Source organism: Corynebacterium sp. HMSC064E07 (assembly GCF_001815745.1).
In the GTDB taxonomy this organism is placed as follows: Bacteria; Actinomycetota; Actinomycetes; order Mycobacteriales; family Mycobacteriaceae; genus Corynebacterium; species Corynebacterium jeikeium_D.
This window is the reverse complement of the sequence record NZ_KV821803.1, coordinates 57,583-77,137: the sequence shown is the minus strand read 5'-3', so window position 1 is coordinate 77,137 and position 19,555 is coordinate 57,583. Positions and strand designations below refer to the sequence as shown.

The window sequence follows — 19,555 nt, the reverse complement described above, 5'->3', positions numbered from 1 at the left end:
TGAAAATCAGACACACTTTTTGTCACTTAACCCACAGATTTACCCAGGAGGTAACTCATGTCGGAGGAAAACACCGCCACCGTAACCAGCGCCGAGCAGGTGGCGCACACCGGAACCCAGGAGGAACCGGGCAATACTGATGCGCAGCCCGTGCCCGAGCACTTCCGAAAGGAACTCGAGGAAGCACGACGCGAAGCAGCACGCTACCGCACCGAGCGCAACGAACTGCGCGCGGATGCGGAGAGTTGGCGCACACAGCAGGAAGCGGAAAAGACGGAACTGCAAAAGGCAACCGAGCGCCTAGCCAGCCAGGAGGAAGCAGTCAAGGCCCTGGAGGTCGAGAACACTCGCCTGCGCCTAGCAGCCCGCTACGGCATCGCTGAGGAAAACCACGATCTTCTGGGCTCAGGTAGTCCGGAGGAAATCGAGGATCGCGCTAAGCGGCTCGCAGCGATGCAGAAGGAGCAGACCCGACCACCGTCAAATACCCCGGTGGAGCAACTCGGTGCCGCAGTCCGTTCGGAGCCGGAAACTCCACCAAACGCATTTCCTGCAGGATGGCCAGTCTAAACCCGACTGGCCATTTTTCATTTCAACCTGATTGGAGGACGCAATGGCTTCCACGCCGATGCATTTCACCCCAGCAACCAACATCACCGGTAAGGCCCAGGGCGACATTGCCCAGGGCACCTTCGTCATCATCGCCGCCGCCATGGAAGGGCGTAACCCTGTCGTCAAGGCAGCTACCGCCGACGCTGATGCGTTCGGTGTCGCAGCACACGACGCCAAGGACGGTGAGCACTTCACCATCTACCGCCTCGGTATCTACGAGCTGGTCGCCTCCGGCGCTATCGCCGCAGGAGACAAGATCTCCACAGCCGCTGGCGGCAAGGCGAAGAAGGCAACCGACGGCCCCGTCGCCGGCATCGCTGTAACCAAGGCCGCTAACGGCACCGTAACGGTCGCCCTGAACTAAGGAGGAAACACAATGGCACGTGACCCAATGTTCCCGCTTTCCGGCCCCAACGTTGAAAACGGGGCTATCACCATCGACATGATGCTCAACGAGCCGACCCGCATCGACAACTATGCGGCGCAGCTGGTTGAGCGAGACCTCCTGTCGAAGGTCATCTTCGGCAACGTCACCACCACCGGCGGCGCATTGCTGTTTGACCAGCTGGTCAAGAACACGCCGACCGCAACCGACAAGCCAGGCGTTGTCGCTCCGGGCTCTGAGTTCCCGGTGCTGCACACCCCTGATGGTGAGCCGGTTGTCGCTCGTGTCCAGAAGACCGGTGGCAAGTTCGGTGTCACCGATGAGGCACGTATCCGCAATGATGCGATGCTGCTGCAGCGCAAGATTTCCCAGGTCTCCAACACCATGGTGAAGGATCTGGACGAGCGCGGCATTTCGGCTCTGACAGAGGCAATCGACAAGATTGACGGCACCCTGAGCGTCGCATCTGGTGGCTGGGATAAGGCCGCCGAGGTCGCAGCAACCGCGAAGACCGCGAAGACCGGCGAGGGCGAAGTCATCAGTAACCTGCTGGACGCGCAGCTTGCTATCGAGCAGACTGACCTCGGCTACAGTGCTGACACTCTGGTGCTCAACCCGGTTGACGCTAAGAACCTGAAGCTGCTGCTTGGTGTCGCCAACTACCAGGAGATGCTGGGCACCTTCGGCCTGACTCTGCACTCCACCAACGCCATGAAGAAGGGCGAGGGTCTGGTGCTGCAGGCTGGCATGGTTGGCGTAATGGGCGTCGAGTCCCCGATCTCGACCGAGACGTGGCGTGACGCCTCGACTCAGACGACCTGGTCCCAGACCTGGGCGACCGTCGCGTTCGGTGTCACCGACCCGCTGGCCATGGTGAAGCTCAACGGCCTGTCTGCGGGGTAGCGTATGTTTGCCACCTCTAGGGACGTTCGCCTGCGGTGGCAAACCGCCCCCGCCTCGGTCACAGACGACGCCATCGAGGCTGTCCTAGACGACGCGGAAGCATGGCTGCGGGCAAGCTACCCGCAAATCCCGGCTACCCCGGACGAGAATCTTCGGAAGGTTCTCGCGCTGGTGTCGGTGTCTATGGCGAAGCGAGCGCTGGCCGCCACCGACCGAGGCGGTATCACACAGCAGCAAGCCACTGCGGGGTCATTCTCGCAGTCCACCTCGTGGCGAAATCCGGACGGAGACTTGTTCCTTTCCGGCCAGGAACGGCAGATGCTGGAATCCGCGTTGCAGGATTTCAGCGCTGACCGGGCAGTGAGTATGGAGGCAACCGGATGGTAGCGGACGTATTTCCCTGCACGATTCCTGTGACGGTGCACCGCCACGAAGACGGGGCAACAGACCCGTATGGCAACCCTCTTCATCGCTACACCAAGGACAAGGTCATGGTGTTTGCGGTGCAAAAAGGCGGCACACCGGCAGTCACCGCGTCGCACCCTGAGGCCGCGGAGTTTGATGCGGTGGTCTACGCCCCTGTGGAAGCTGGCATTACCGACCGTGACCGTATCGAGGTCGATGGAATGGTCTACGAGCTGGCCGCCCCGCCGGGGAATTGGGAATCCAACCCGTGGTTTTCGCCGGGTCTGGTCGAGTGCCGCTGTAAGCGAATGGAGGGCTAGATGAAAATCAAGTACAACATTAAGGCATTTGAGGAGATTCGTCGCCTGCCCGCAGTGGCGGCAGATGTGGACTCACGTGCCGCGCGTATCGCTGACGCCTGCGGCGACGGGTACGAATCCAGCCCCTATGAGGGCAAGTCTCGTCACCGCGCATCGGTCATCACGACTAACTACAAGGCTGCTCGCGATAACGCGAAGAACAACACGCTATTGAGGAACATCAATGCGGGAAGCTGACCCACAAGCCCAAAAAGCGTTTATCGACCTGCTACACCGAATCTGCGGCGGTATGCGAGTGAGCACTCGGTACCCGCGGCAGCCGAAGTTCCCGCATGTCGTGGTCACGCGGGTTGGAGGGGCGACACCGAATCGCATCACCGATGCGGCAACGATGTCGGTCCAGGTCTATGCAGAAACGGAATACGAAGCCGAGCAGGTCGCCGGGCTGATTCGCCAGGCGCTCCGCAGTGAGTCATGGAAGGGTATGCGCCTTTCCGGCCACAGGCTGCGCGGGTGGCGGGAATACGCTGCGCCACAGCGGTTCCTCGACCCCGACCGGGAAAACCTGGTGAGGTTTCAGTATTCCGGCCAGCTCCTCATATCGCTGCTGACTAACCAGTAACCAACTTAAGCCCTGCGCGCCGCGTGGGGCTTTTCTCATGCCCCAAGGAGGCAAAAAATGGCAAACGTCAACAACATCACGTCAACCAACCCCGGCAAGAACGGTGTGCTGTTCCGCGCACCGCTGAACACTGCTCTGCCGGAAGACACCATGTCCGAGCTTGACCCGGCATTCGCTGATCTCGGCATCGTCGGCGAGGACGGCCTGACTCAGGCCATTACTCGTGATACCGAGGACAAGAAGTCTTACGGCGGCGATATCGCCTACACCCTGCAGACCGACTACGGCCAGGAGCTCACCGCCACGCTCTACGAGTCCGCCAACATCGACGTACTCAAGACCGTCTTCGGCGACGACAACGTCCAGGAGACAAGCGAGGGCTTCAAGGTTCTGCACAACAAGAAGAAGCTGCCGCGCTCCGTCTTTGTTGCTGAGCACCTGACCGACCAGGGCACCAAGCGCCAGGTCATCCCGATTGGCCAGGTCGTCAACCTGGGCGACATTCAGAACACTCACCAGGACATCGTGATGTACGAGGTCACCACCAAGTGCTTCCCAGATGCCGACGGCAACGTGATGTACGAGTACTACTCGATCAGCACCGCCGACGGTGAGGTCGCACAGTTCGGTATCACCACCGCTGTGATTTCCCCGGCAACCCAGGGCAAGTCGTACACCGCCACCCTGCAGGCATCCGGCGGTGACGGTAACTACAAGTTCACCGCAGTCGGCTCCCTGCCGGCAGGCCTGACTCTCGCTGAGAACGGCAAGCTCTCGGGAACCCCGACCGGCTCTGGTGAGGAGTCCTTCACTGTCCGTGTCGCCGATGGTGCCGGCGCCACCGCGCAGCGCACCCTCACCCTCAAGATCAACCCGACGGAGTCCTAACCGTCGCTCTCACCCCAGGCCACTGTGTGTCGTCAGCTTTTCATGAGGGGTTCAGCTGACGACGGCCTGGGGTGACCCCACTAAACCCCTCATGTAACCCCTCCAAATTTTTTCTAACTCTTATTAAGGAGACCCCTCATGGCTTTCGAATTCGTACCAGCATGGGACGCCCGTACTCAGTTCACGTGCGAAATCCCGACCAAGGACGGCAAGTCGAAAACCTTCTCTGTGCCACGCATGGAGTTCATCGACGATGAGACCTACGCGACATTCGCCAAGTGGTTTAAGGACAACCCAGACGACAAGCTCCTGGAAGACGGCCGCCGACCAGTCAGCGAAGCGTTCGACTTCTTCATCACCGAGCTGGGTATCGACGACGCCAAGTGGTTCGTTGACAACCTCGTTTTCGGTGAGAAAGTCCAGCTGTGGAATGAGTGGAATCGACTCACTGATGTCCCGCTGGGGGAATCCTAGTCCTGGCCGGGCTTCTACACCGACCAGGGTTTAAAACCGCGCTGACCTACGACCTCATTGAGAAAGGGCGCTCGATTCACCAGCTCGGAAGCCCAGCATTGTCGTGGGCTGAGCTGAAAGCGTTCCTCGCATGGGCGCCGGAAGGCAGCGCGGTAAGGCGTCTTGATGACCCGCTCGCGGAGTACAAGGCGCCGCAAAACCAGCTGCTGATGAACACCATCGACACGCTGGCATGGGCGAACTGGCAACGAGCGCGTAGGAAAACTGCGCCGAAGCCACGCCCAGTTATCGACCAGCTGAAAGAAGCTGTCGAGCGGCAACGACGCGCCAGGAATGGCCCAAAGAATGCTGCCGAACTGCAAAATACCCGCGCCGAACTCGCACGCCGGAGGAAACTCCAGCGGCAAAACAAGCCCTAGGAGGACGCCATGGCCGTCGAAATCGCAGCTGCCTATATCTCCATCATCCCGGAGACCAGCAAAATCGCCCCGGGTATCACCAAGGCGATGGGTGGGGCAGAAAAGTCCGCGTCGAAGTCGGGCGCGTCGATGGGCCAGAAGCTGTCTTCCGGCATGGGCAGCGCCCTGAAGAAGTCCGCTGTCGGTGTCGGTGTGGCAGCCGGTGCTGCCATCGGCGCCGGGCTGACCAAGGGCGTCGGCAGGTTGAATGGTATCGAGCAGGCGGAAGCCAAGCTCCGCGGTCTCGGCCATTCTGCGTCGTCTGTGGGATCCATCATGGACAACGCGCTGGCATCGGTGAAGGGAACCAGCTTTGGGCTTGAGGAAGCCGCCACCGCTGCTGCAGGCGCTGTCGCAGCTGGTATTAAGCCTGGCCAGGAACTCGAGCGCACCCTGAAGGTCGTTGGCGACACCGCCACCATCGCGGGCGCGTCGATGGGTGAGATGGGCCAGATTTTCAACTCTGTCGCAGCCCGCGGCAAGCTGCAGGGCGACGACATGATGCAGCTGCTTTCCCGCGGCGTTCCTGTCCTGCAACTCCTCGGGGAAGAACTTGGTAAGACCTCTGCAGAGATCAGCGACATGGTCTCTAAGGGGCAGATTGATTTTGCGACGTTCCAGAGCGCTATGGAGCGTGGCATGGGCGGCGCTGCGCTTGAAGCGGGTAATACCGTCGAGGGCGCGTTCCGCAACATGGGCGCTGCGGCCGGCAGGCTCGGTGCCACTATCGCAGGACCATTTTTCAACCAGGCCGCCGGCGGTTTCAAGGGTGCCACCGACGCGCTTGATGCGATGAACGCGCGCGCTAAGCCGGTCATGGAAACGTTCGATAACTATCTGACGTCGAATGTGGTGCCCGGGCTGCAGAATCTCGCCAGTTCGGCGGTGGATGCGTTTCAGGCGTTCATGCATTCTGCGACTGTTGCTCGCACGACTGAGGTGTTCCGTCAGCTGTGGGAAGCCGGTAAGGGGCTTGCTCCGTCGTTGGTGAGTATTGGTACGTCTGCGGCACAAGCTGCTGGTGCGCTCGGCGTGGGTACCTGGAACTTGTTCTTGACTGCGCTGCAGACCACTGCTGTCGCGGCTAAGGCGTTGACCCCGCCGCTAGAGGCGATTTCGTCGTTCATGGAGTCGCACCCAGCGGCCGTGACTGCCGCTGTGGCAGCCTGGGCAGGGTTCAAGACACTACCGAGTGTGGTCGGCAAGGTCACCGATGCGGTGACGAAGCAGAAGACCGCTATGTCTGAGTCCCGCTCGTCGATGCAGCAGGGCGTTAAAGACATCCAGGCCTACTACCGTGCTAGTGGGCAGGAAATCACCAAGTTTGAGGCGCAGCTACAGTACCTGGGCACATCGTCGAATGTAGCGATTCAGAGTATGACGCGCGGCTATGAGCGTGGCTCGGTGTCGCTACTGAAGATGGCTAAGGCGCATAAGACCGCTGCTGTTGAAGCGCGGATTAATGCTATGTGGTCTAAGGACGCTTTCACCACTATTGACTACATGGCGCAGTCTGTAGGCCACACGGCCGCGGCTAGCCTGCAGCGGTTCGGTTCTGTAGCCGGTGGCATCGCTGGCGCTGGTCTGCAGACCATGAAGGCCGGAGCGAAGGGCATCATCAACCTGTTTGGCGGACCATGGGGAGCAGCGTTGGCTGCCGGCACTGCAGTCGTAACGACGCTTATCGCAGAGACCCAGAAGTACAACCGCTTCCAAGACGAGGCTGCCCGCTCCGCCACGCTTGCATCCAGTGCGTTCCGCGATATGTTCAGCGCCATGGCTTCCGGCGGCGACGTTGTCGCTGCAATGGGCAGCAGCGTTCAGGATGTGCAGTCGCATCTGGAGCAGCTGGCCAGCAACGGCCCGGGCTGGATGTCCCGCGTCGGCATTGCCGTCAACGAGGCGGGGCACAACATCGGTAAGGCCATGGGAACTATTTCCCAGGAGACAAAGTTCGCTGATGAGCAGTGGCGTGATTCTTCGGATTCGGCTGGCCGCGCTGCGGAAGCTATTAAGCGGCTTGGCCTGACCAATGAGGAGCTTGCCCAGCAGCTGACGGGTTCGTCTGCCCAGTTTGAGGCTTTCAAACGGAAGCTGATTGAGTCTGGTGAGGGTGGCGCTGAAGCTGCCGCGCAGATGCAGAAACTGCGTGATGAGTACAACCGCGCGCAGGGTTCACTCGATCGTGTGGGGCCGGCTGCTGCGAATGCTGCTGCGACGATTGAGGAACTTGCCGGTAAGACCGGTGACGCGGGCGAGCGGGCTAACAAGCTGCGTCGTGCGTTCATGGAACTTGCTGGCGTGGAACTGTCGGCCGCTGACGCATCGGCGGAACTGACGAAGGTCGTGGACCAGGTGTCCGGCAAGATGGAAACGTTTGCTGGCGCCACCATGAAGGCCAATGGCCTGCTGGACACGACGACAACAGCGGGCGCTGCAGCCCACAATGAGCTGCAAACTCTTGGTGACACCATGGCCGACAGCGTCGCGGCTGGCAATGACATCAAGGATGTGTGGGCGCAGTCCTCCGGTGTGCTGGATAGCCTGCAGCAATCGCTGGGGTTGACTAAAGACGAGTTCCAGAAGCTGCTCAAGGCCTACGGGATGACGCCGGAGCAGATTCAAACGATTGTGGATCTCAAGGCTGACGGGGCGAAGATGGAGCTCGCGTCGGTAGCTGCGAAGTTCCAGGAGCTGGACGGCAAGTCTCTCGAGACAAAGATGATCGTCAAGGACGAGGGCGCCCGCAAAAAGCTTGACTCATTTGGCTTGAAAGTCTCTGGCATCAACGAGCAGACCGGCGAGGTCACCATCACCGCCAAAGATGAGCAGGCAGTTGCTCGCTACGACTGGTGGGTCAACCACGGAATGCCGGACATGGACGGTAAAACCGCCCAGATGGACGCATTTCTCAACACCGACCAGGTCAAGGTGTCCTCGGCTGAGGCTCGGTCGATTCTCGACCAGCTGGATGTGTCGACTACGAATCCGACGGCGCATCTCATCATGGATGAGTTCCGGCGCGACGGTGAAATCGCCCGTGGTGACTTGGAGTGGCTGTCGACCATGTCGGCTAACCCCAAGGTTGACCTCGACACGATTCTGCTGGATGCCAAGACCGGCACGGTTAATACGACCATTGACAACCTGAATGGTAAGACTGCTCGGCCGAAGGCAGACCTCGACGCCAGTGCGCTGTTTGCAACCGATGATTTCGCTAAGGCGCAGCTTTACACGCTGGATCTGCAGCGTCCGATGCCATGGGCAAGCATGAACATCGACGGCCTGAATGCGCAGCACATTGATGCGTTGAACAAGGTTGGCCTGCTCGATGGTCAGCGCCCGACTCCGGCAGCAAACCTCAACATTGCGGATTTGACTGCGGAGCAGCAGATCGCAATCGCCCAGATTTTCGACCTGGACTCGCAACGCCCAACGCCGCTGGCTGACCTGACTAAGGACCAGCTGGACGTGAAGGTTGAGGACGCGAAGCGCAGGCTGCAGGAAGTTCACGACAAGAAAACCGAGCCGAAGGTCAGCGCAGAGACGCGCGCGGCAATCGAGAAACTTGGTGGTGTCAAGGACCTCCTTGGGAAGCTGGTTAGTAAGACCATCTTCATTGACGTGTTCCGCCGCGACCACAAGTCCGGTAACAGTCATGGTGGGCGTTTCGCTCGAGGTGGGCGCTACCCACGCTTCGCGCACGGTGGCACCTACCGCGATGCACTGTCCACCAAGGACCGGCCACATGACGGTTACCGACTACCCACCGCCGGGCCAGGCACCAACGAAGTCGACGGGTTCCTGGCCTACGACTCGTATGGTATGCCAGCAGCACGCCTTGACGCCGGTGAGTGGATCATCAACCGCCGCAGTTCCGCGAAATACGACAAGGAACTGCAGCAAATCAACAACGGGACGTTCCCGAAGTTGCCGGGCTACGCCGACGGCGGAGTTTTCGACGACATCATCAACGCCGAAACGCCACCAACCGCGCAGGAGTATCGTGCGTTGGTTGACGGCAAGATGGTTCGTGGCGTGCAGGCGGAGCGCCCACTCGACGGCGCGCCGTACGAGAACTTCCCGAATCGTCGTGGCGCGTGGGGTGACTGCTCCTACACGCAGGGCATTCTGGCGGCCTTCGGCCTTGGCATGGACCCGTGGCCGCGTAAGTTCTCCACCAGTACGCAGCTGGCGTGGCTGCAGCAGCACGGTGCGAATATTGGTATCGGGCCTGCGGGTAGTTTCCGTATGGGCTGGTACGACAATGGTGGCGGACAGTTCGGCCACACCTCCGGTACTCTGCCGGACGGCACCAATGTTGAGATGGGTGGTGGCCCGGGTGGCGGCAAGGTTGGCCCCGCAGCAGCAGGGTTCAATCATCCGCAGTACACGCACCATGCCTGGATTCCAGCTGGAAGCGGCACAACAGCCGCATCTAGCGCAGCGGAAGTGCCAGACGAAACGAACACAGGCGATGAGCTGACGCCCTCAGCTACAGCATCATCGTTTGAGTCCGACCCTGACGTCGCGCCACTGTCGCCGGCTGCATCTGCATCCGCAGATTCACTGCAGGCCACTCCGCCCGGTGGTGACTCACTGTCCGGCTACGCGGGCAGTGTCGTGGCGGCATTCGTTTCCGGCCATATCGGTGACGCCTTGCAGATCGCTGGGTTCCCGGACCAGATACCTCCGATTTTCAAGCTTGGCAGTGTCTGGTTCCAGGCAGTCAACGGTGGTGCTGAAAAGCTCCTCAACTACCGTAAAAACGACGACGCTGTTGTCGAAGCCGGGAAAACAGCCGAAGCATTGCCGGAGGGCCAGCAGGCCGCGCCGGGCGCTGACGGTTCGGTAATCGATGAGGGCAGTCTCGAGGACGCGGTCGATTCTGCGGTCGAATCTCCGGATGTGCAAGGGGAGGAGGCGGAACAGCCGGAAGAGAAACTTTCGGGTGTGGATGCGGTTAAGGCCGCAGTCAAGAAGTCCCTGAAGGCGTTTGGTTGGGATACCGGTGAGCAGTTCGACTCGATTGATTTCATTGTCGAGCATGAGTCGAATTGGGACCCGACTGCGGTGAATCCGTCGTCGGGTGCGTTTGGTCTTTTCCAGCTGAACCCGGCGTCGGGCACACTGCAGCAGTACCTGCCGGATAGGTCACCTGACCCGGAAAAGCAGGGTGAAGCGGGTGCTCGGTATATCCAGGACCGGTACGGCACACCTGTTGCTGCTGCCGAGTTTTGGCGTGCCAACAATTGGTATGACTCTGGTGGCCGCGCCACCGGTGTTGGCCACATGCTCAAGAACACCATCAAGCCCGAGCGTGTGCTTTCGCCGGAGCAGACGAAGGCGTTTGAGGACCTGGTGTACAACCAGATTCCTGCGATGCAGGATACCCAGCCGCAGGGTGAGCCGCCGCAGCCAGCGGAGCAGCCACAGGACGCGGCGACGGTAACTGGCCAGGAGCCGGAGAAGACGCAACCAGAGAAGGCGACTGGCTCGTTAGAGAACATGGTCAACGAGGCGCTGCCGATGGTCATGGCCCAGAACAGTTGGGCTGACGCTGCGAAGCTGGTGACGTCCTCGGCGGTCAGTTTCGCCGGGAACATGGCGACTTCTGCGGCCTCGGGACTGACAGACTCCGCGTTCTCCGCAGGCATGTCAGCGCTCGGCATGGCGGGCACGCCGACCATCGGCGCGCTGGTGGGTTCTGCCACCGCACCAGTAACCGGGGCGCTTGGCCCAGCAGGTGGCGCGGTAGCTGGTATGGCCGCAGCTCCGCTGGGAGCAATGCTGGGGCAAGTCATGCCTATGACCCCCGGCGATGTCGTCGGAGCAGCTGGCGGGGCAATGACCGACCTGGCCGCGTGGTACTCCGGCGAAGTCGCATGGGGCGTGACGAACGCGTTCGAAGAGTACTCGAAGGACATTTTCGGAAGCGTGCTTCTGCCGTTCCAGGACATGAAGCAGATCGTGGAAAACCCGGTCGGATACATGGCGCAGCAAACCGGCCTGGATGCGCCATTAGCTATCGCCCAAGAGCATCTGGGGCGAGCGATGTCTGCAGTCAGTCCTGATGGTGCCGCCGTGGTCAATAACTTCATTGCCAATGACACCGACGGCATTTTCGCGAAGTACCGCGTGGAGCAGGCCAAAGCATCGGCCGGAAAGATTGGAGTGCATTAATGGATGACATTCAGGAATTCGGCCTGACCGTTATGGGCTGTGACGGCAGTATGTGGCCTATCCATGGCCCTGAGTCATGGGGCAGGAATGTTCGCCTGATGGAGGGCGACATGGGCGAGTTTTACGAGCCGCCGATTAAGACGGTTCATAAAGCTCGTGTTGGGCAGCCAGGCAGCAGCTATGTGGGCTCGAAAACCATGGAGCGCCATGTTGTGTTGAATGTGGACTTTTTCGGCGAGGATTGGGCGCATGACAAGTCACGGTTCATGCGCGCGTTCGCCCCGGATAAGGACACGACGCTGGCTGTCACAACCCCCATGTCCGGCAAGCGACTCCTGACAGTCCGCCTGGAAGAGGGCCCGAAGTATTTGGATAATCGTGACCCGTTTTCGCTCGCAGCTGCGTCGTACCAACTGGTCGTTATCGCCCACGACCCGTTTTATTACGAGCCGGTGCCATTTCGGCACAAGTTCGTATTCAACGGCTCGAACTGGGCGGGCGACGGCATCACCGTCAATAACCATGGTGACGTGGAGTCGTGGCCACAGTGGGTGCTGACATCGCCGGCGAAGTTTGGTCTTCCAGACCAGCCTATCGGTGAGGCTTTTGACACTGACCGCATGATTTTCCTGCCCTGGCAACCCGTCGGCCGCACCATGCTGGTCGACACTAACCCAGGTGCGGAGATGGTCGTGGCCAACGACAACACCCAGGCGTGGGCTGATTTGAATGGCCAGTTTTTCAAGCACCCAATCCCGCCAGGCACCCCGGATACCAGACTGCCGGTCTATGTTGACCCGTTCCCGCTGCTCGATATTCCGCTGCCGTACCAGTGGCGCATGTGGATTGCCCAAAAGCTCCGCGAGCTCGTAAAGGCAATCGGTCTGGATGCGTTCCTGGCAATCACGCCGGAGGAAATCGGGAAGAAGATTTCCGAATGGATGAAGGGAAACGTCCCTGACTGGGTGCCGATTCTCTCTGACGATCTCATTGCAGATTTCACCGGCGACATGATTGCCTACGGCATCCGCCAGACGTACGGTTCCTTCGCCAACATCGCCGGTGCGACTGCGGAAATCAGAATCCCAAGGAGGTGGCAATCACCATGGCTGTGACCGTACAAGGCGCATCGGATGAGCAACTCGACGATATCTATGAGCAGGCTATCGCCGCGCGGGAAGAACGGCGTCGCCGCCGTGATGAGCCGCCTCTTATCCGGATTTGGGAAAACAAAACGGTCGGCATGGTGCTCCGCGGTGTGGTGGCCGCCGAGTACGCCGGCTTTTTCGAGATCGAGGTGAATGAGACCGCCCCGGCGCAGCTCGTTCTCCCGTTTGACCATCATCTGGCGAAGTTCTGCTGGGAACGACGCAAACGCGAAAAACAAAACGTGGTTTTGACCATTGACGCCGCGGGGGAGCGGTGGGGCGGGTTGATGAGCAACTGCACCCTCACGCAGGACGAGGACCTCGCCCGCACCGTCACCGTCGATTTCGTTCACGACTATGAGATGTTTAAGCACCTGCCGTGCTGGGCGAATCCGCTTTCGCCGCCGGCGTTGCAGATTCCTAATGCGTGGTCGCTTTTTGCAAACGCAATCTGGGGGCTAAAGGTTACGCTCTTCGCTAATCTTCTTCGGCTCAACGGGGCACTCTGGCAGCTCCCGGATGACCCTCTCGACCCGGAGTCATGGGTGGCGACACTGGACTACAAGCGCTGGCAGATGGTGGTCAAGCCTTCGCTGCTCACTACGGACACCAGTCCGCTGCGGTACATTCACTCGGAGTTCGAGAATTTCCACGACGTGGCTAAACCAATTTTGGAAGACTGCGGGCTGATGGTTACGTGTCGCCGGTGGCTTATCGGTGACCCGCAGCCGTGGCCGGGCGCTGGGTTGAAGCGCAACGGCCAGATCGTAGTTGACGTCGTCGACAAATCCGGCTGGTACGGGCAAACCTCCACATTCGGAAAGATAGGCTCCGGCCTTGTCCGCACTGGCCTGGAAATCGCCGATAACCTTGTCGACGAAACCCACATTATCTTGGATAAGCCACGCCGAGCACCGCAATATAGCGTCTCCGGGTTTCTGGGTGTCGCCCCTGAGCAACCCTGGGTTGTCTACCGCACTAACGGCAAGGCCAGCACTGTCAACAGCGTGTCAGCCAGCTACAAGCCCGCTTCCGTCGCGCAGGTCACGGTCGGTGGTAAATCTGCCCCGGGGGTCAATGAGCTCATTAGTGCGAACATCAAGCTGATTTTCAACATCATGGGCTCGTTCATTCTCCAGCCAGCCCTCGGTTCCGTTGTTGAATCAATCATCCGCCCTTGGTTTGAAGACCGGCTCTTGGCGTGGATGAGTATCAAATCTCCGCTCCGATCGAAGAAGCTCGGTTGGGCGCACTTTCCAGAAAACGTCGTCCATCACTCCGGGCAGGCCTACACGTTGTCGGCGTTGTTGGCGATGAGGAAAGAGTTCCGCGACACCAACGAACAATGGGCTTTCGAAGTCAACATCGGCGACGGCGCGCCCTACCTTATCGGCGCGCCGGGCTTTGGTCATTGGACGATTGGTGACCGTATTGGCTGTGAGGAGCCGGGAGCAGATGACGGCTACGTGCAGGTGCTGCAGTGCCGCAAGCTTCGCCTTGAGTGGGATGCGGATACTCCGAAGGAGTGGACGGCAACGTTGGGTGTGCCACAGTTGCGTGACCCGGTCGAGTGGGCGGTTGACCAGATTAATACTGTGACGTCGAGTTTTAAGAAACATGGGTGGTTGTAAATGAGTTTGCCAACGCTGGAAACAACTTATGACGCGGATGACCCGACACAGTTCATGCTGTGGGCGTGGGTGAAGCTCACTACCGGTAAGGGGGATTTTGGGGTGCCGGAGGAAACGGCCGCTGAGCTTTCGCAGATTTTTTGGCGTCGCGGGTTCCGCCATCATCCGGAGCTGCAGATGGAGTTTTATAAGCCTCCGTTTGATGGGGCTGGGTGGTGGCAGGGGCAGGCCGGTCTGTGGTTGCCGGCTGATGAGCCTGGTGTGCCACCGGAGGATGTGGTGTCGAAGTCCGCGGGAGACGTCGACGTGATTATGGCGGCGCTGACACCTGAGCAGAAAACAGCGCTCCGTAAGAAACTGCACGAGGAGGGACAATGACGACGCCAGAACCAAAAGACTATAAAGTACCAGCCGGTGCGATGCGCCCGGGTGACCTGGGGAAGCTGCAGAACATCAACGGCGACTCTATCAACTGGGGTCAGCTGACCGGCATCACGGCAGCAGCAGAGGAAGCCCGCAACGGGTTCCTGCAGGGGCTAAAGAGCTCCATCATCAGCCCTCTCGTGAAGGCGTTTACCGGTTCTGAAGGCGACTTGCCGGATCTCACGACCGCTATCACCGACCAGCAGAGTAAAACACAGAGCCTGTGGGACGAGCGTGGCCGTGGACATGTGTTTAGTTCAAAGAATTTGACGTACCGCGGCGACCAAACCGCAGGGACCCGCATGCAGATTCCCTTCACTGAGCAGGTCGGGCCTCTCATCGGTGTGGAAATCGACACGGACGGCGGGCTGGTGTTAAAGACTCCGGGTTCGTGGCTGATTACAGCCAAGTGCGGAGTGTCAGGCACGAATGCTCTGGGAGGGGACTGGCAGCGGGTGTGGCTGGAAGCCTACCGCGCTGACGGTTCACTGCTCGCTGAGTCGTGGGCTACCGGGTGGGCGGCGAAAGACCAGGCGACAGTGATGGACATTCTGCCGCTGGTGATTAGCCCGTATGAAGCCCAGGACGGCGTGACTATCAGGGTGTTCCAGGACGCAGGACGCTGGCGGTACCTGCTTGGAGGGCATGGTTACACGTTCCTCCTTGCCCAGAAACAGTCCAGTACTCGCGTGATGTCCAGCGTAGATCCGGGCGACCCGGGAGTCTTTGACCAAGAAGAAGGTGAATCATGACCATCCTTTATGGGACTTTCATCAATGAAGCCCGCGAGCGGTCGAGCGGCACTGTCACGGTTTCGTCTGTGGAGTCACGGCCATCGTATGAGGGCACGGAGATTGTCACCCGGGAGCTGCACAGGCAACGCCTCGAAGAGGGGACTTTTGAGACTCCGGATCTTGACCCCGGGCGTATTCGGGTAGAGCTTGCGGTTTCTGGTGTGTATGAGGTGTGGGAGATTGACCTGCCGTTGTCTGGGCGGGTGAACCTGAAAGACCAGCTGGACGCGAAGGTGGACTACTCACCGGACGTGACTGGCCGTGTTGAATCCGCGCTGACAAAGATTGCTGAGGCGGAGCAGCGCATTGAGGCTACGGTCGCTGATACTGCTGACGCTATCGAAACCAGGCTGCAGGAGTCGATGTCCGCTCAGGTTGCTGCTGCGAAAGACGCTGCAGCGCGTGCTGAGGCTGCAGCCCAAAACACGGTGGTCGGCGCTCCGGAAACTGGGTGGGCACGCAACCAGCTATCTGACGATGTTCAATCTTCGCTGGCTAAGGCTGATGAGTCTGTGTCGGCTGCTGGTGTGGATGAGCGCGTGTCTAAGGCTGTGGAGCCTCTGGCGCAGTCAAGTAGCGTGGACGCACTGTCGAAGCGGGTATCTGTCCTGGAGGGTGCGGATACTCCTGATTTTTCTGGGTACGCAACCCGGGAGTGGGTCACGGAGCAGGTGGATGCGAAGGCCGAACGGTCGGCGGTGACGTCGTTGCAGCAGCTGGTGGAGAATCAGCGTCAGCAGATTCAAGCGCTGCAGGGTCAGATAGCCGAGCTGGTTGCATCGGAGTCTGTGCGCCGCATTGAGTTGGGTACTGGCTCGGATACGTCGACGCTGTACATCGAGGGGGCGTAGATGCCGCAGTTAAGTGACGCGAAAACGGTTTCATTTGGTGGCAGGCCGGTTAGGGCTTTGTGGCTTGGTGGCCGGAAAGTGTGGCCGACTGCCCCGGAGGTTGGCGACTGGCTGCTAGGGAATCAGGCCGTGCGGTCATGGTTTCGTAGCAATTTGCTTGACTCTGAGCTGGCCGACCCGCCTGCCGCTGGGACGAAGAGCGTGAATCACAGGCCTGCGGATTCGAAGAGTGTGCAGTACATGGTGTGCATAGCGGACGGTGGCCGTATCGAGTGGCGTGACAATGGCCGCGAAGCTTTGAGTATTGCTCGCAGTGGTCGAACCGTGCGTGTCCGGTCGGTAGGTACTCATGGCAGGTACATCATCGATTTCTCGTACCAATGCGAGGACCGCGACTGGGTATGGGTAGGTATTAACTCAACGACTCACTGGTACAGCTATTGGATTGATTTATACGACGCTGATGGCAACAAGCTTGATGGTCGCGGCAACGGCGGCGGCTTACGTCCAGCTGAGGACATTTTCGGAAGTGACCAAGTCCAAGTCATCATTAACCAGGGAGCGTGCTTTCCCCTTGCTGGTCTGCATGGCGGAATCACAATGCGCAGGCTACTTCAGCAGAATCAGATTATCGACACGACCACTATTTCTGGCGTGTGGCGTCGTAGATTTATGGACCCAGGCGGAACTACCGTCGGATACCTCGTCGGCGGTGGCCAAGGCGGGCAGGGTGGCCAAGGCGGACAAGGTGGGCAGGGCGGATGGTACTGGCGGGCTCAAGACGGTCCCCCTTTGGTAGCGAACTCCGGTGCCCGAGGCACTAGTGGCGACCCTGGCGGAGAAGGGCTAGTTATCGAAATTGGTGATCTTCCCGAGGTCGGAAACCTAGTGGTCGGCGGTGGAGGAGCTGGTGGCGACGGAGGCGAAGGCGGCGCCGGAGGACTTAGGGCAGCGGATCCCATGAACAACCTGATTAATGCACGGGGCAAGCAAGGAAAGTATGGCCAGCCAGGGAAGATTGGTTCAGCTGGTTCGGCGTCATCTTTCGAAGGGACGTCAAGCTCTTCAGGAACGGCAAGCAGAGACGGAATGCCGGTGGAGGTCGGCAAGCTTGGAAAGAGCGGTGCTGGCGGGGCCGGCGGCGCAGGTGGACTCGGCGGTAGGAGAGGGCCCTCCAGGCACTCCTTTGGCAGCGATGGCTCCCCAGGAAACCCCGGTGAAAGAGGAGCTCCTGGCGGTACCGGCGGCCTCGTCGTGGTCTACGACTGGAACTAAAAACCACCACAACAATAATCGTAAGGAGACATCATGGCTGATAACGCCGTGGATATTGATAAGCACCATTTGATTACATTCGGCAGGTCAACACCATTGCCGAAGAAACGAATCATCGTTCACACCACGGAGAACGCGCCGGGCACGTCCTCGCAGGCAATCCTGGACTACCAGGTGCGCACGCGCACAGGTTCGTATCACCGTTTGGTGGACGCGACCGGGAAAATCACGCTCGCCAATACAGATGATTGGCAAACATGGTCAACCGGCAACAAGGGCAATGACATTGCGTTGCATGTCAGCTGCGTGGCGCGTGCCGCCATGACGCGGGAGCAATGGCTCGCACAACCGAAAATGCTCGAGGGCGTCGCCCGCGTCATCGCATACTGGGCACGTACCTACGACATCCCGTTGGTGAAGCTCAGCCGCGCCGAACTGGGCGCAGGCCGCCACGGTGTCGCCGGCCATCTCGAAGCACAGGTATGGGGCAACACCGACCACTGGGACCCCGGCTACCACTTCCCCTACGACGTGGTACTGGGGCGCGCGAAGGAAATCAACGCTGGCAAGTCGACTCCTGGCGCGCCTACTCCGCCAAAACCGGCGCCGAAGGCACCAATTACGCTGGACACGCCGTGCAAATCGCATGTTCCCGGCTCGAAGCACATCGCGCCGCTAGCTGACTACATCATGTACACCGACCGCGCGACATATGAGGCGCGCCGACAAATTGACCAGGTGAAGGCGGCGACGGAACGCATCGAACCGAAACTGGATGAGATTCTGGCGCTGCTGAAAGAACAGAACAAGTAAGCACCCCACCGGGGTGCTTTTCTTTTATCCAAAACAACTTCTGCCAGCAGAAACGCTGTCCAATTATTCGGAGTTGTTTGAAACAACTAGGAGGAAACCATGGAAACTATTCGTAATCTTGTCCCTGCATCTGCTCGTGCCACCTGGTACGCGGTCGCGTCCGCGCTCGTCGCAGCGCTCGTGTCCTGGGGTGTCCTGGACGACACCGCAGCACCAGCAATCACCGGCGTCATCATCGCAACCGTCACCCTCATCTTCGCCCTGCTGCACTCTGACACGCCGTGGCGTCAGGCCGTCTACGGCCTCGCCGCAGCGCTCGGTGTCCTTGGCGTGTACCTCGGTTGGGGCAGCGAAGTGCAGATGGACGCGCTGCTGGCGGTTATCGCCCCGGTTCTCGGCCTGGGAACCGCCGCAGCGACCACTAACCCTGGCGAGTATGTCGGTGAGCACCGGCTGGGCGAGTAGGAGCTGGCGCGGTGACGGAAAAACTGTTCAACCCGCGCCTGATCGCCACAGTCTGGGCAATCTACGCTGCAGCCACCAGTTACGGCTACTACGGGCATTCGGTGACCGCGCTCACACCAGTTGAGGCAGCGCTGCCGGCCGGCAGTCCGGCGTTGGCATGGGCGGCCGCATCGCTGCTTCTGGCTATTGGTGCGGCCACCTCTCCGAGAGGGAAGTGGGCAGCCCTTGGCAGAGTCAGCAGAACCGCAGGCATTGCAATCTGCGGCGCGTTGCTGACAATGTGGGCGAGCTCGTATGCGATTGACGCGATCCACGACGGGTCACGAATGTGGGTGAGCGCGAAGAACTATCTGCTGTTGGCTATTACTGCGGCCGCGTCTGCCACAGTGATGGGGCGAAACCGCTCCCGTGGGGAGGTTGCGTATGGAAATCAACTGGGGAAGTCTCATTAATTCGATTCCGGGCGCCGTGGTTGGCATTATCGTGGCGTGGATTGGCTGGAAGGGCCGTAAAGAAGAGTCGTCGGTGACGTTCAACGGGACGCTTCTGCAGAGCCAGGACAATCGGATTAAGAAGCTCGAGGACCGACTCGATAGTGTCGAGAGTCGCCTGCGGGACACGGAGGCGATGTTGCGTGTGGAGGAAGACCGGACGCATCTTCTTCGCCGTGGTCTCACGGACGCGATTGACTGGCTACGAGAGTTCATTGACTGGGCACGTGGTGGTGCGGAAGGTGCCGCACCGCAGCCGGACTTGGCGAGACTAACCGGGATCGTGGGGGATTCGCAGGCACTGCCGACAGCCCGGAATCCACCGACCGAGGACTGAGTCAAGAATCTTTGCCCCGCTAGTTTGAGTTGTTCGGGATTTCCGAACAGCTTGGCTGGCGGGGCGTTTTTTAATGC

The 19,555-nt window shown here is 60.0% G+C and carries 21 protein-coding genes; all 21 read left to right on the top strand.

Annotation, left to right across the window (positions count from 1 at the left end):
• The first annotated feature begins 57 nt into the window (after window positions 1-57).
• Complete coding sequence (locus HMPREF3053_RS01975) at window positions 58-570, top strand: hypothetical protein (protein WP_070767180.1); 513 nt, start codon at window positions 58-60, stop codon at window positions 568-570.
• 43 nt (window positions 571-613) lie between these two features.
• Window positions 614-976, top strand: a complete 363-nt coding sequence (locus HMPREF3053_RS01970; protein ID WP_083317204.1) for a DUF2190 family protein — start codon at window positions 614-616, stop codon at window positions 974-976.
• A 12-nt stretch (window positions 977-988) separates the two neighbouring features.
• The gene (locus HMPREF3053_RS01965) at window positions 989-1,900 is read left to right on the top strand and encodes a major capsid protein (protein WP_070767179.1); all 912 of its coding nucleotides are present in this window, start codon (window positions 989-991) and stop codon (window positions 1,898-1,900) included.
• A gap of 3 nt (window positions 1,901-1,903) precedes the next feature.
• The gene (locus HMPREF3053_RS01960; protein WP_070767178.1) at window positions 1,904-2,287 is read left to right on the top strand and encodes a Gp19/Gp15/Gp42 family protein; all 384 of its coding nucleotides are present in this window, start codon (window positions 1,904-1,906) and stop codon (window positions 2,285-2,287) included.
• Window positions 2,281-2,625, top strand: coding sequence for a hypothetical protein (locus HMPREF3053_RS01955; protein WP_070437692.1), 345 nt, complete (start codon window positions 2,281-2,283; stop codon window positions 2,623-2,625). Before HMPREF3053_RS01960 ends, HMPREF3053_RS01955 begins: the two co-directional genes overlap by 7 nt.
• The gene (locus HMPREF3053_RS01950) at window positions 2,626-2,862 is read left to right on the top strand and encodes a hypothetical protein (RefSeq protein ID WP_070767177.1); all 237 of its coding nucleotides are present in this window, start codon (window positions 2,626-2,628) and stop codon (window positions 2,860-2,862) included. It begins immediately after the preceding gene.
• Window positions 2,849-3,247: a tail completion protein gp17 gene (locus HMPREF3053_RS01945; protein ID WP_070767176.1), complete on the top strand. Its 399-nt coding sequence runs from the start codon at window positions 2,849-2,851 to the stop codon at window positions 3,245-3,247. The genes HMPREF3053_RS01950 and HMPREF3053_RS01945 overlap by 14 nt, the downstream gene beginning before the upstream one ends.
• 57 nt (window positions 3,248-3,304) lie before the next feature.
• Window positions 3,305-4,135, top strand: a complete 831-nt coding sequence (locus HMPREF3053_RS01940) for an Ig domain-containing protein (RefSeq protein WP_070767175.1) — start codon at window positions 3,305-3,307, stop codon at window positions 4,133-4,135.
• Between the two features lie 138 nt (window positions 4,136-4,273).
• Window positions 4,274-4,609, top strand: coding sequence for a hypothetical protein (locus HMPREF3053_RS01935; protein ID WP_070437689.1), 336 nt, complete (start codon window positions 4,274-4,276; stop codon window positions 4,607-4,609).
• Window positions 4,610-4,707: 98 nt separating this feature from the next.
• Complete coding sequence (locus tag HMPREF3053_RS01930; protein ID WP_070767174.1) at window positions 4,708-5,028, top strand: hypothetical protein; 321 nt, start codon at window positions 4,708-4,710, stop codon at window positions 5,026-5,028.
• A 9-nt stretch (window positions 5,029-5,037) separates the two neighbouring features.
• Window positions 5,038-11,250, top strand: a complete 6,213-nt coding sequence (locus HMPREF3053_RS01925; protein WP_070767173.1) for an aggregation-promoting factor C-terminal-like domain-containing protein — start codon at window positions 5,038-5,040, stop codon at window positions 11,248-11,250.
• Window positions 11,250-12,365 carry a phage tail family protein gene (locus HMPREF3053_RS01920; protein WP_070767172.1) on the top strand — a complete coding sequence of 372 codons (1,116 nt, stop codon included), beginning with the start codon at window positions 11,250-11,252 and terminating at the stop codon, window positions 12,363-12,365. The genes HMPREF3053_RS01925 and HMPREF3053_RS01920 overlap by 1 nt, the downstream gene beginning before the upstream one ends.
• Complete coding sequence (locus tag HMPREF3053_RS01915; RefSeq protein WP_070767171.1) at window positions 12,356-14,029, top strand: Gp37-like protein; 1,674 nt, start codon at window positions 12,356-12,358, stop codon at window positions 14,027-14,029. The genes HMPREF3053_RS01920 and HMPREF3053_RS01915 overlap by 10 nt, the downstream gene beginning before the upstream one ends.
• Window positions 14,030-14,407, top strand: a complete 378-nt coding sequence (locus HMPREF3053_RS01910; protein ID WP_070767170.1) for a phage gene 29 protein family protein — start codon at window positions 14,030-14,032, stop codon at window positions 14,405-14,407. It abuts the gene before it with no gap.
• On the top strand, window positions 14,404-15,204 hold the full coding sequence (locus HMPREF3053_RS01905) for a hypothetical protein (RefSeq protein WP_141758929.1): 801 nt from the start codon (window positions 14,404-14,406) through the stop codon (window positions 15,202-15,204). The genes HMPREF3053_RS01910 and HMPREF3053_RS01905 overlap by 4 nt, the downstream gene beginning before the upstream one ends.
• Complete coding sequence (locus HMPREF3053_RS01900) at window positions 15,201-16,097, top strand: hypothetical protein (protein ID WP_070767168.1); 897 nt, start codon at window positions 15,201-15,203, stop codon at window positions 16,095-16,097. The genes HMPREF3053_RS01905 and HMPREF3053_RS01900 overlap by 4 nt, the downstream gene beginning before the upstream one ends.
• Before the next feature lie 201 nt (window positions 16,098-16,298).
• Window positions 16,299-17,372, top strand: a complete 1,074-nt coding sequence (locus HMPREF3053_RS01895; protein ID WP_141758928.1) for a hypothetical protein — start codon at window positions 16,299-16,301, stop codon at window positions 17,370-17,372.
• Window positions 17,373-17,405: 33 nt separating this feature from the next.
• Entirely contained in the window at window positions 17,406-18,185 is a 780-nt protein-coding gene (locus tag HMPREF3053_RS01890) for a peptidoglycan recognition protein family protein (RefSeq protein ID WP_070767166.1), read from the top strand.
• 99 nt (window positions 18,186-18,284) lie between these two features.
• Window positions 18,285-18,650, top strand: a complete 366-nt coding sequence (locus HMPREF3053_RS01885) for a phage holin (RefSeq protein WP_070767165.1) — start codon at window positions 18,285-18,287, stop codon at window positions 18,648-18,650.
• 11 nt (window positions 18,651-18,661) lie between these two features.
• Window positions 18,662-19,102: a hypothetical protein gene (locus HMPREF3053_RS01880; protein ID WP_070767164.1), complete on the top strand. Its 441-nt coding sequence runs from the start codon at window positions 18,662-18,664 to the stop codon at window positions 19,100-19,102.
• Window positions 19,074-19,478, top strand: a complete 405-nt coding sequence (locus tag HMPREF3053_RS01875) for a hypothetical protein (protein WP_070767163.1) — start codon at window positions 19,074-19,076, stop codon at window positions 19,476-19,478. Before HMPREF3053_RS01880 ends, HMPREF3053_RS01875 begins: the two co-directional genes overlap by 29 nt.
• Window positions 19,479-19,555: the final 77 nt, after the last annotated feature.

Excerpts from the sequence above, each read along its gene's own strand:
- HMPREF3053_RS01975 (WP_070767180.1), top strand. The coding sequence starts at position 58 with ATGTCGGAGGAAAACACCGCCACCGTAACCAGCGCCGAGCAGGTGGCG.
- HMPREF3053_RS01970 (WP_083317204.1), top strand. The coding sequence starts at position 614 with ATGGCTTCCACGCCGATGCATTTCACCCCAGCAACCAACATCACCGGT.
- HMPREF3053_RS01965 (WP_070767179.1), top strand. The coding sequence starts at position 989 with ATGGCACGTGACCCAATGTTCCCGCTTTCCGGCCCCAACGTTGAAAAC.
- HMPREF3053_RS01960 (WP_070767178.1), top strand. The coding sequence starts at position 1,904 with ATGTTTGCCACCTCTAGGGACGTTCGCCTGCGGTGGCAAACCGCCCCC.
- HMPREF3053_RS01955 (WP_070437692.1), top strand. The coding sequence starts at position 2,281 with ATGGTAGCGGACGTATTTCCCTGCACGATTCCTGTGACGGTGCACCGC.
- HMPREF3053_RS01950 (WP_070767177.1), top strand. The coding sequence starts at position 2,626 with ATGAAAATCAAGTACAACATTAAGGCATTTGAGGAGATTCGTCGCCTG.
- HMPREF3053_RS01945 (WP_070767176.1), top strand. The coding sequence starts at position 2,849 with ATGCGGGAAGCTGACCCACAAGCCCAAAAAGCGTTTATCGACCTGCTA.
- HMPREF3053_RS01940 (WP_070767175.1), top strand. The coding sequence starts at position 3,305 with ATGGCAAACGTCAACAACATCACGTCAACCAACCCCGGCAAGAACGGT.
- HMPREF3053_RS01935 (WP_070437689.1), top strand. The coding sequence starts at position 4,274 with ATGGCTTTCGAATTCGTACCAGCATGGGACGCCCGTACTCAGTTCACG.
- HMPREF3053_RS01925 (WP_070767173.1), top strand. The coding sequence starts at position 5,038 with ATGGCCGTCGAAATCGCAGCTGCCTATATCTCCATCATCCCGGAGACC.
- HMPREF3053_RS01920 (WP_070767172.1), top strand. The coding sequence starts at position 11,250 with ATGGATGACATTCAGGAATTCGGCCTGACCGTTATGGGCTGTGACGGC.
- HMPREF3053_RS01915 (WP_070767171.1), top strand. The coding sequence starts at position 12,356 with ATGGCTGTGACCGTACAAGGCGCATCGGATGAGCAACTCGACGATATC.
- HMPREF3053_RS01910 (WP_070767170.1), top strand. The coding sequence starts at position 14,030 with ATGAGTTTGCCAACGCTGGAAACAACTTATGACGCGGATGACCCGACA.
- HMPREF3053_RS01905 (WP_141758929.1), top strand. The coding sequence starts at position 14,404 with ATGACGACGCCAGAACCAAAAGACTATAAAGTACCAGCCGGTGCGATG.
- HMPREF3053_RS01900 (WP_070767168.1), top strand. The coding sequence starts at position 15,201 with ATGACCATCCTTTATGGGACTTTCATCAATGAAGCCCGCGAGCGGTCG.
- HMPREF3053_RS01890 (WP_070767166.1), top strand. The coding sequence starts at position 17,406 with ATGGCTGATAACGCCGTGGATATTGATAAGCACCATTTGATTACATTC.
- HMPREF3053_RS01885 (WP_070767165.1), top strand. The coding sequence starts at position 18,285 with ATGGAAACTATTCGTAATCTTGTCCCTGCATCTGCTCGTGCCACCTGG.
- HMPREF3053_RS01875 (WP_070767163.1), top strand. The coding sequence starts at position 19,074 with ATGGAAATCAACTGGGGAAGTCTCATTAATTCGATTCCGGGCGCCGTG.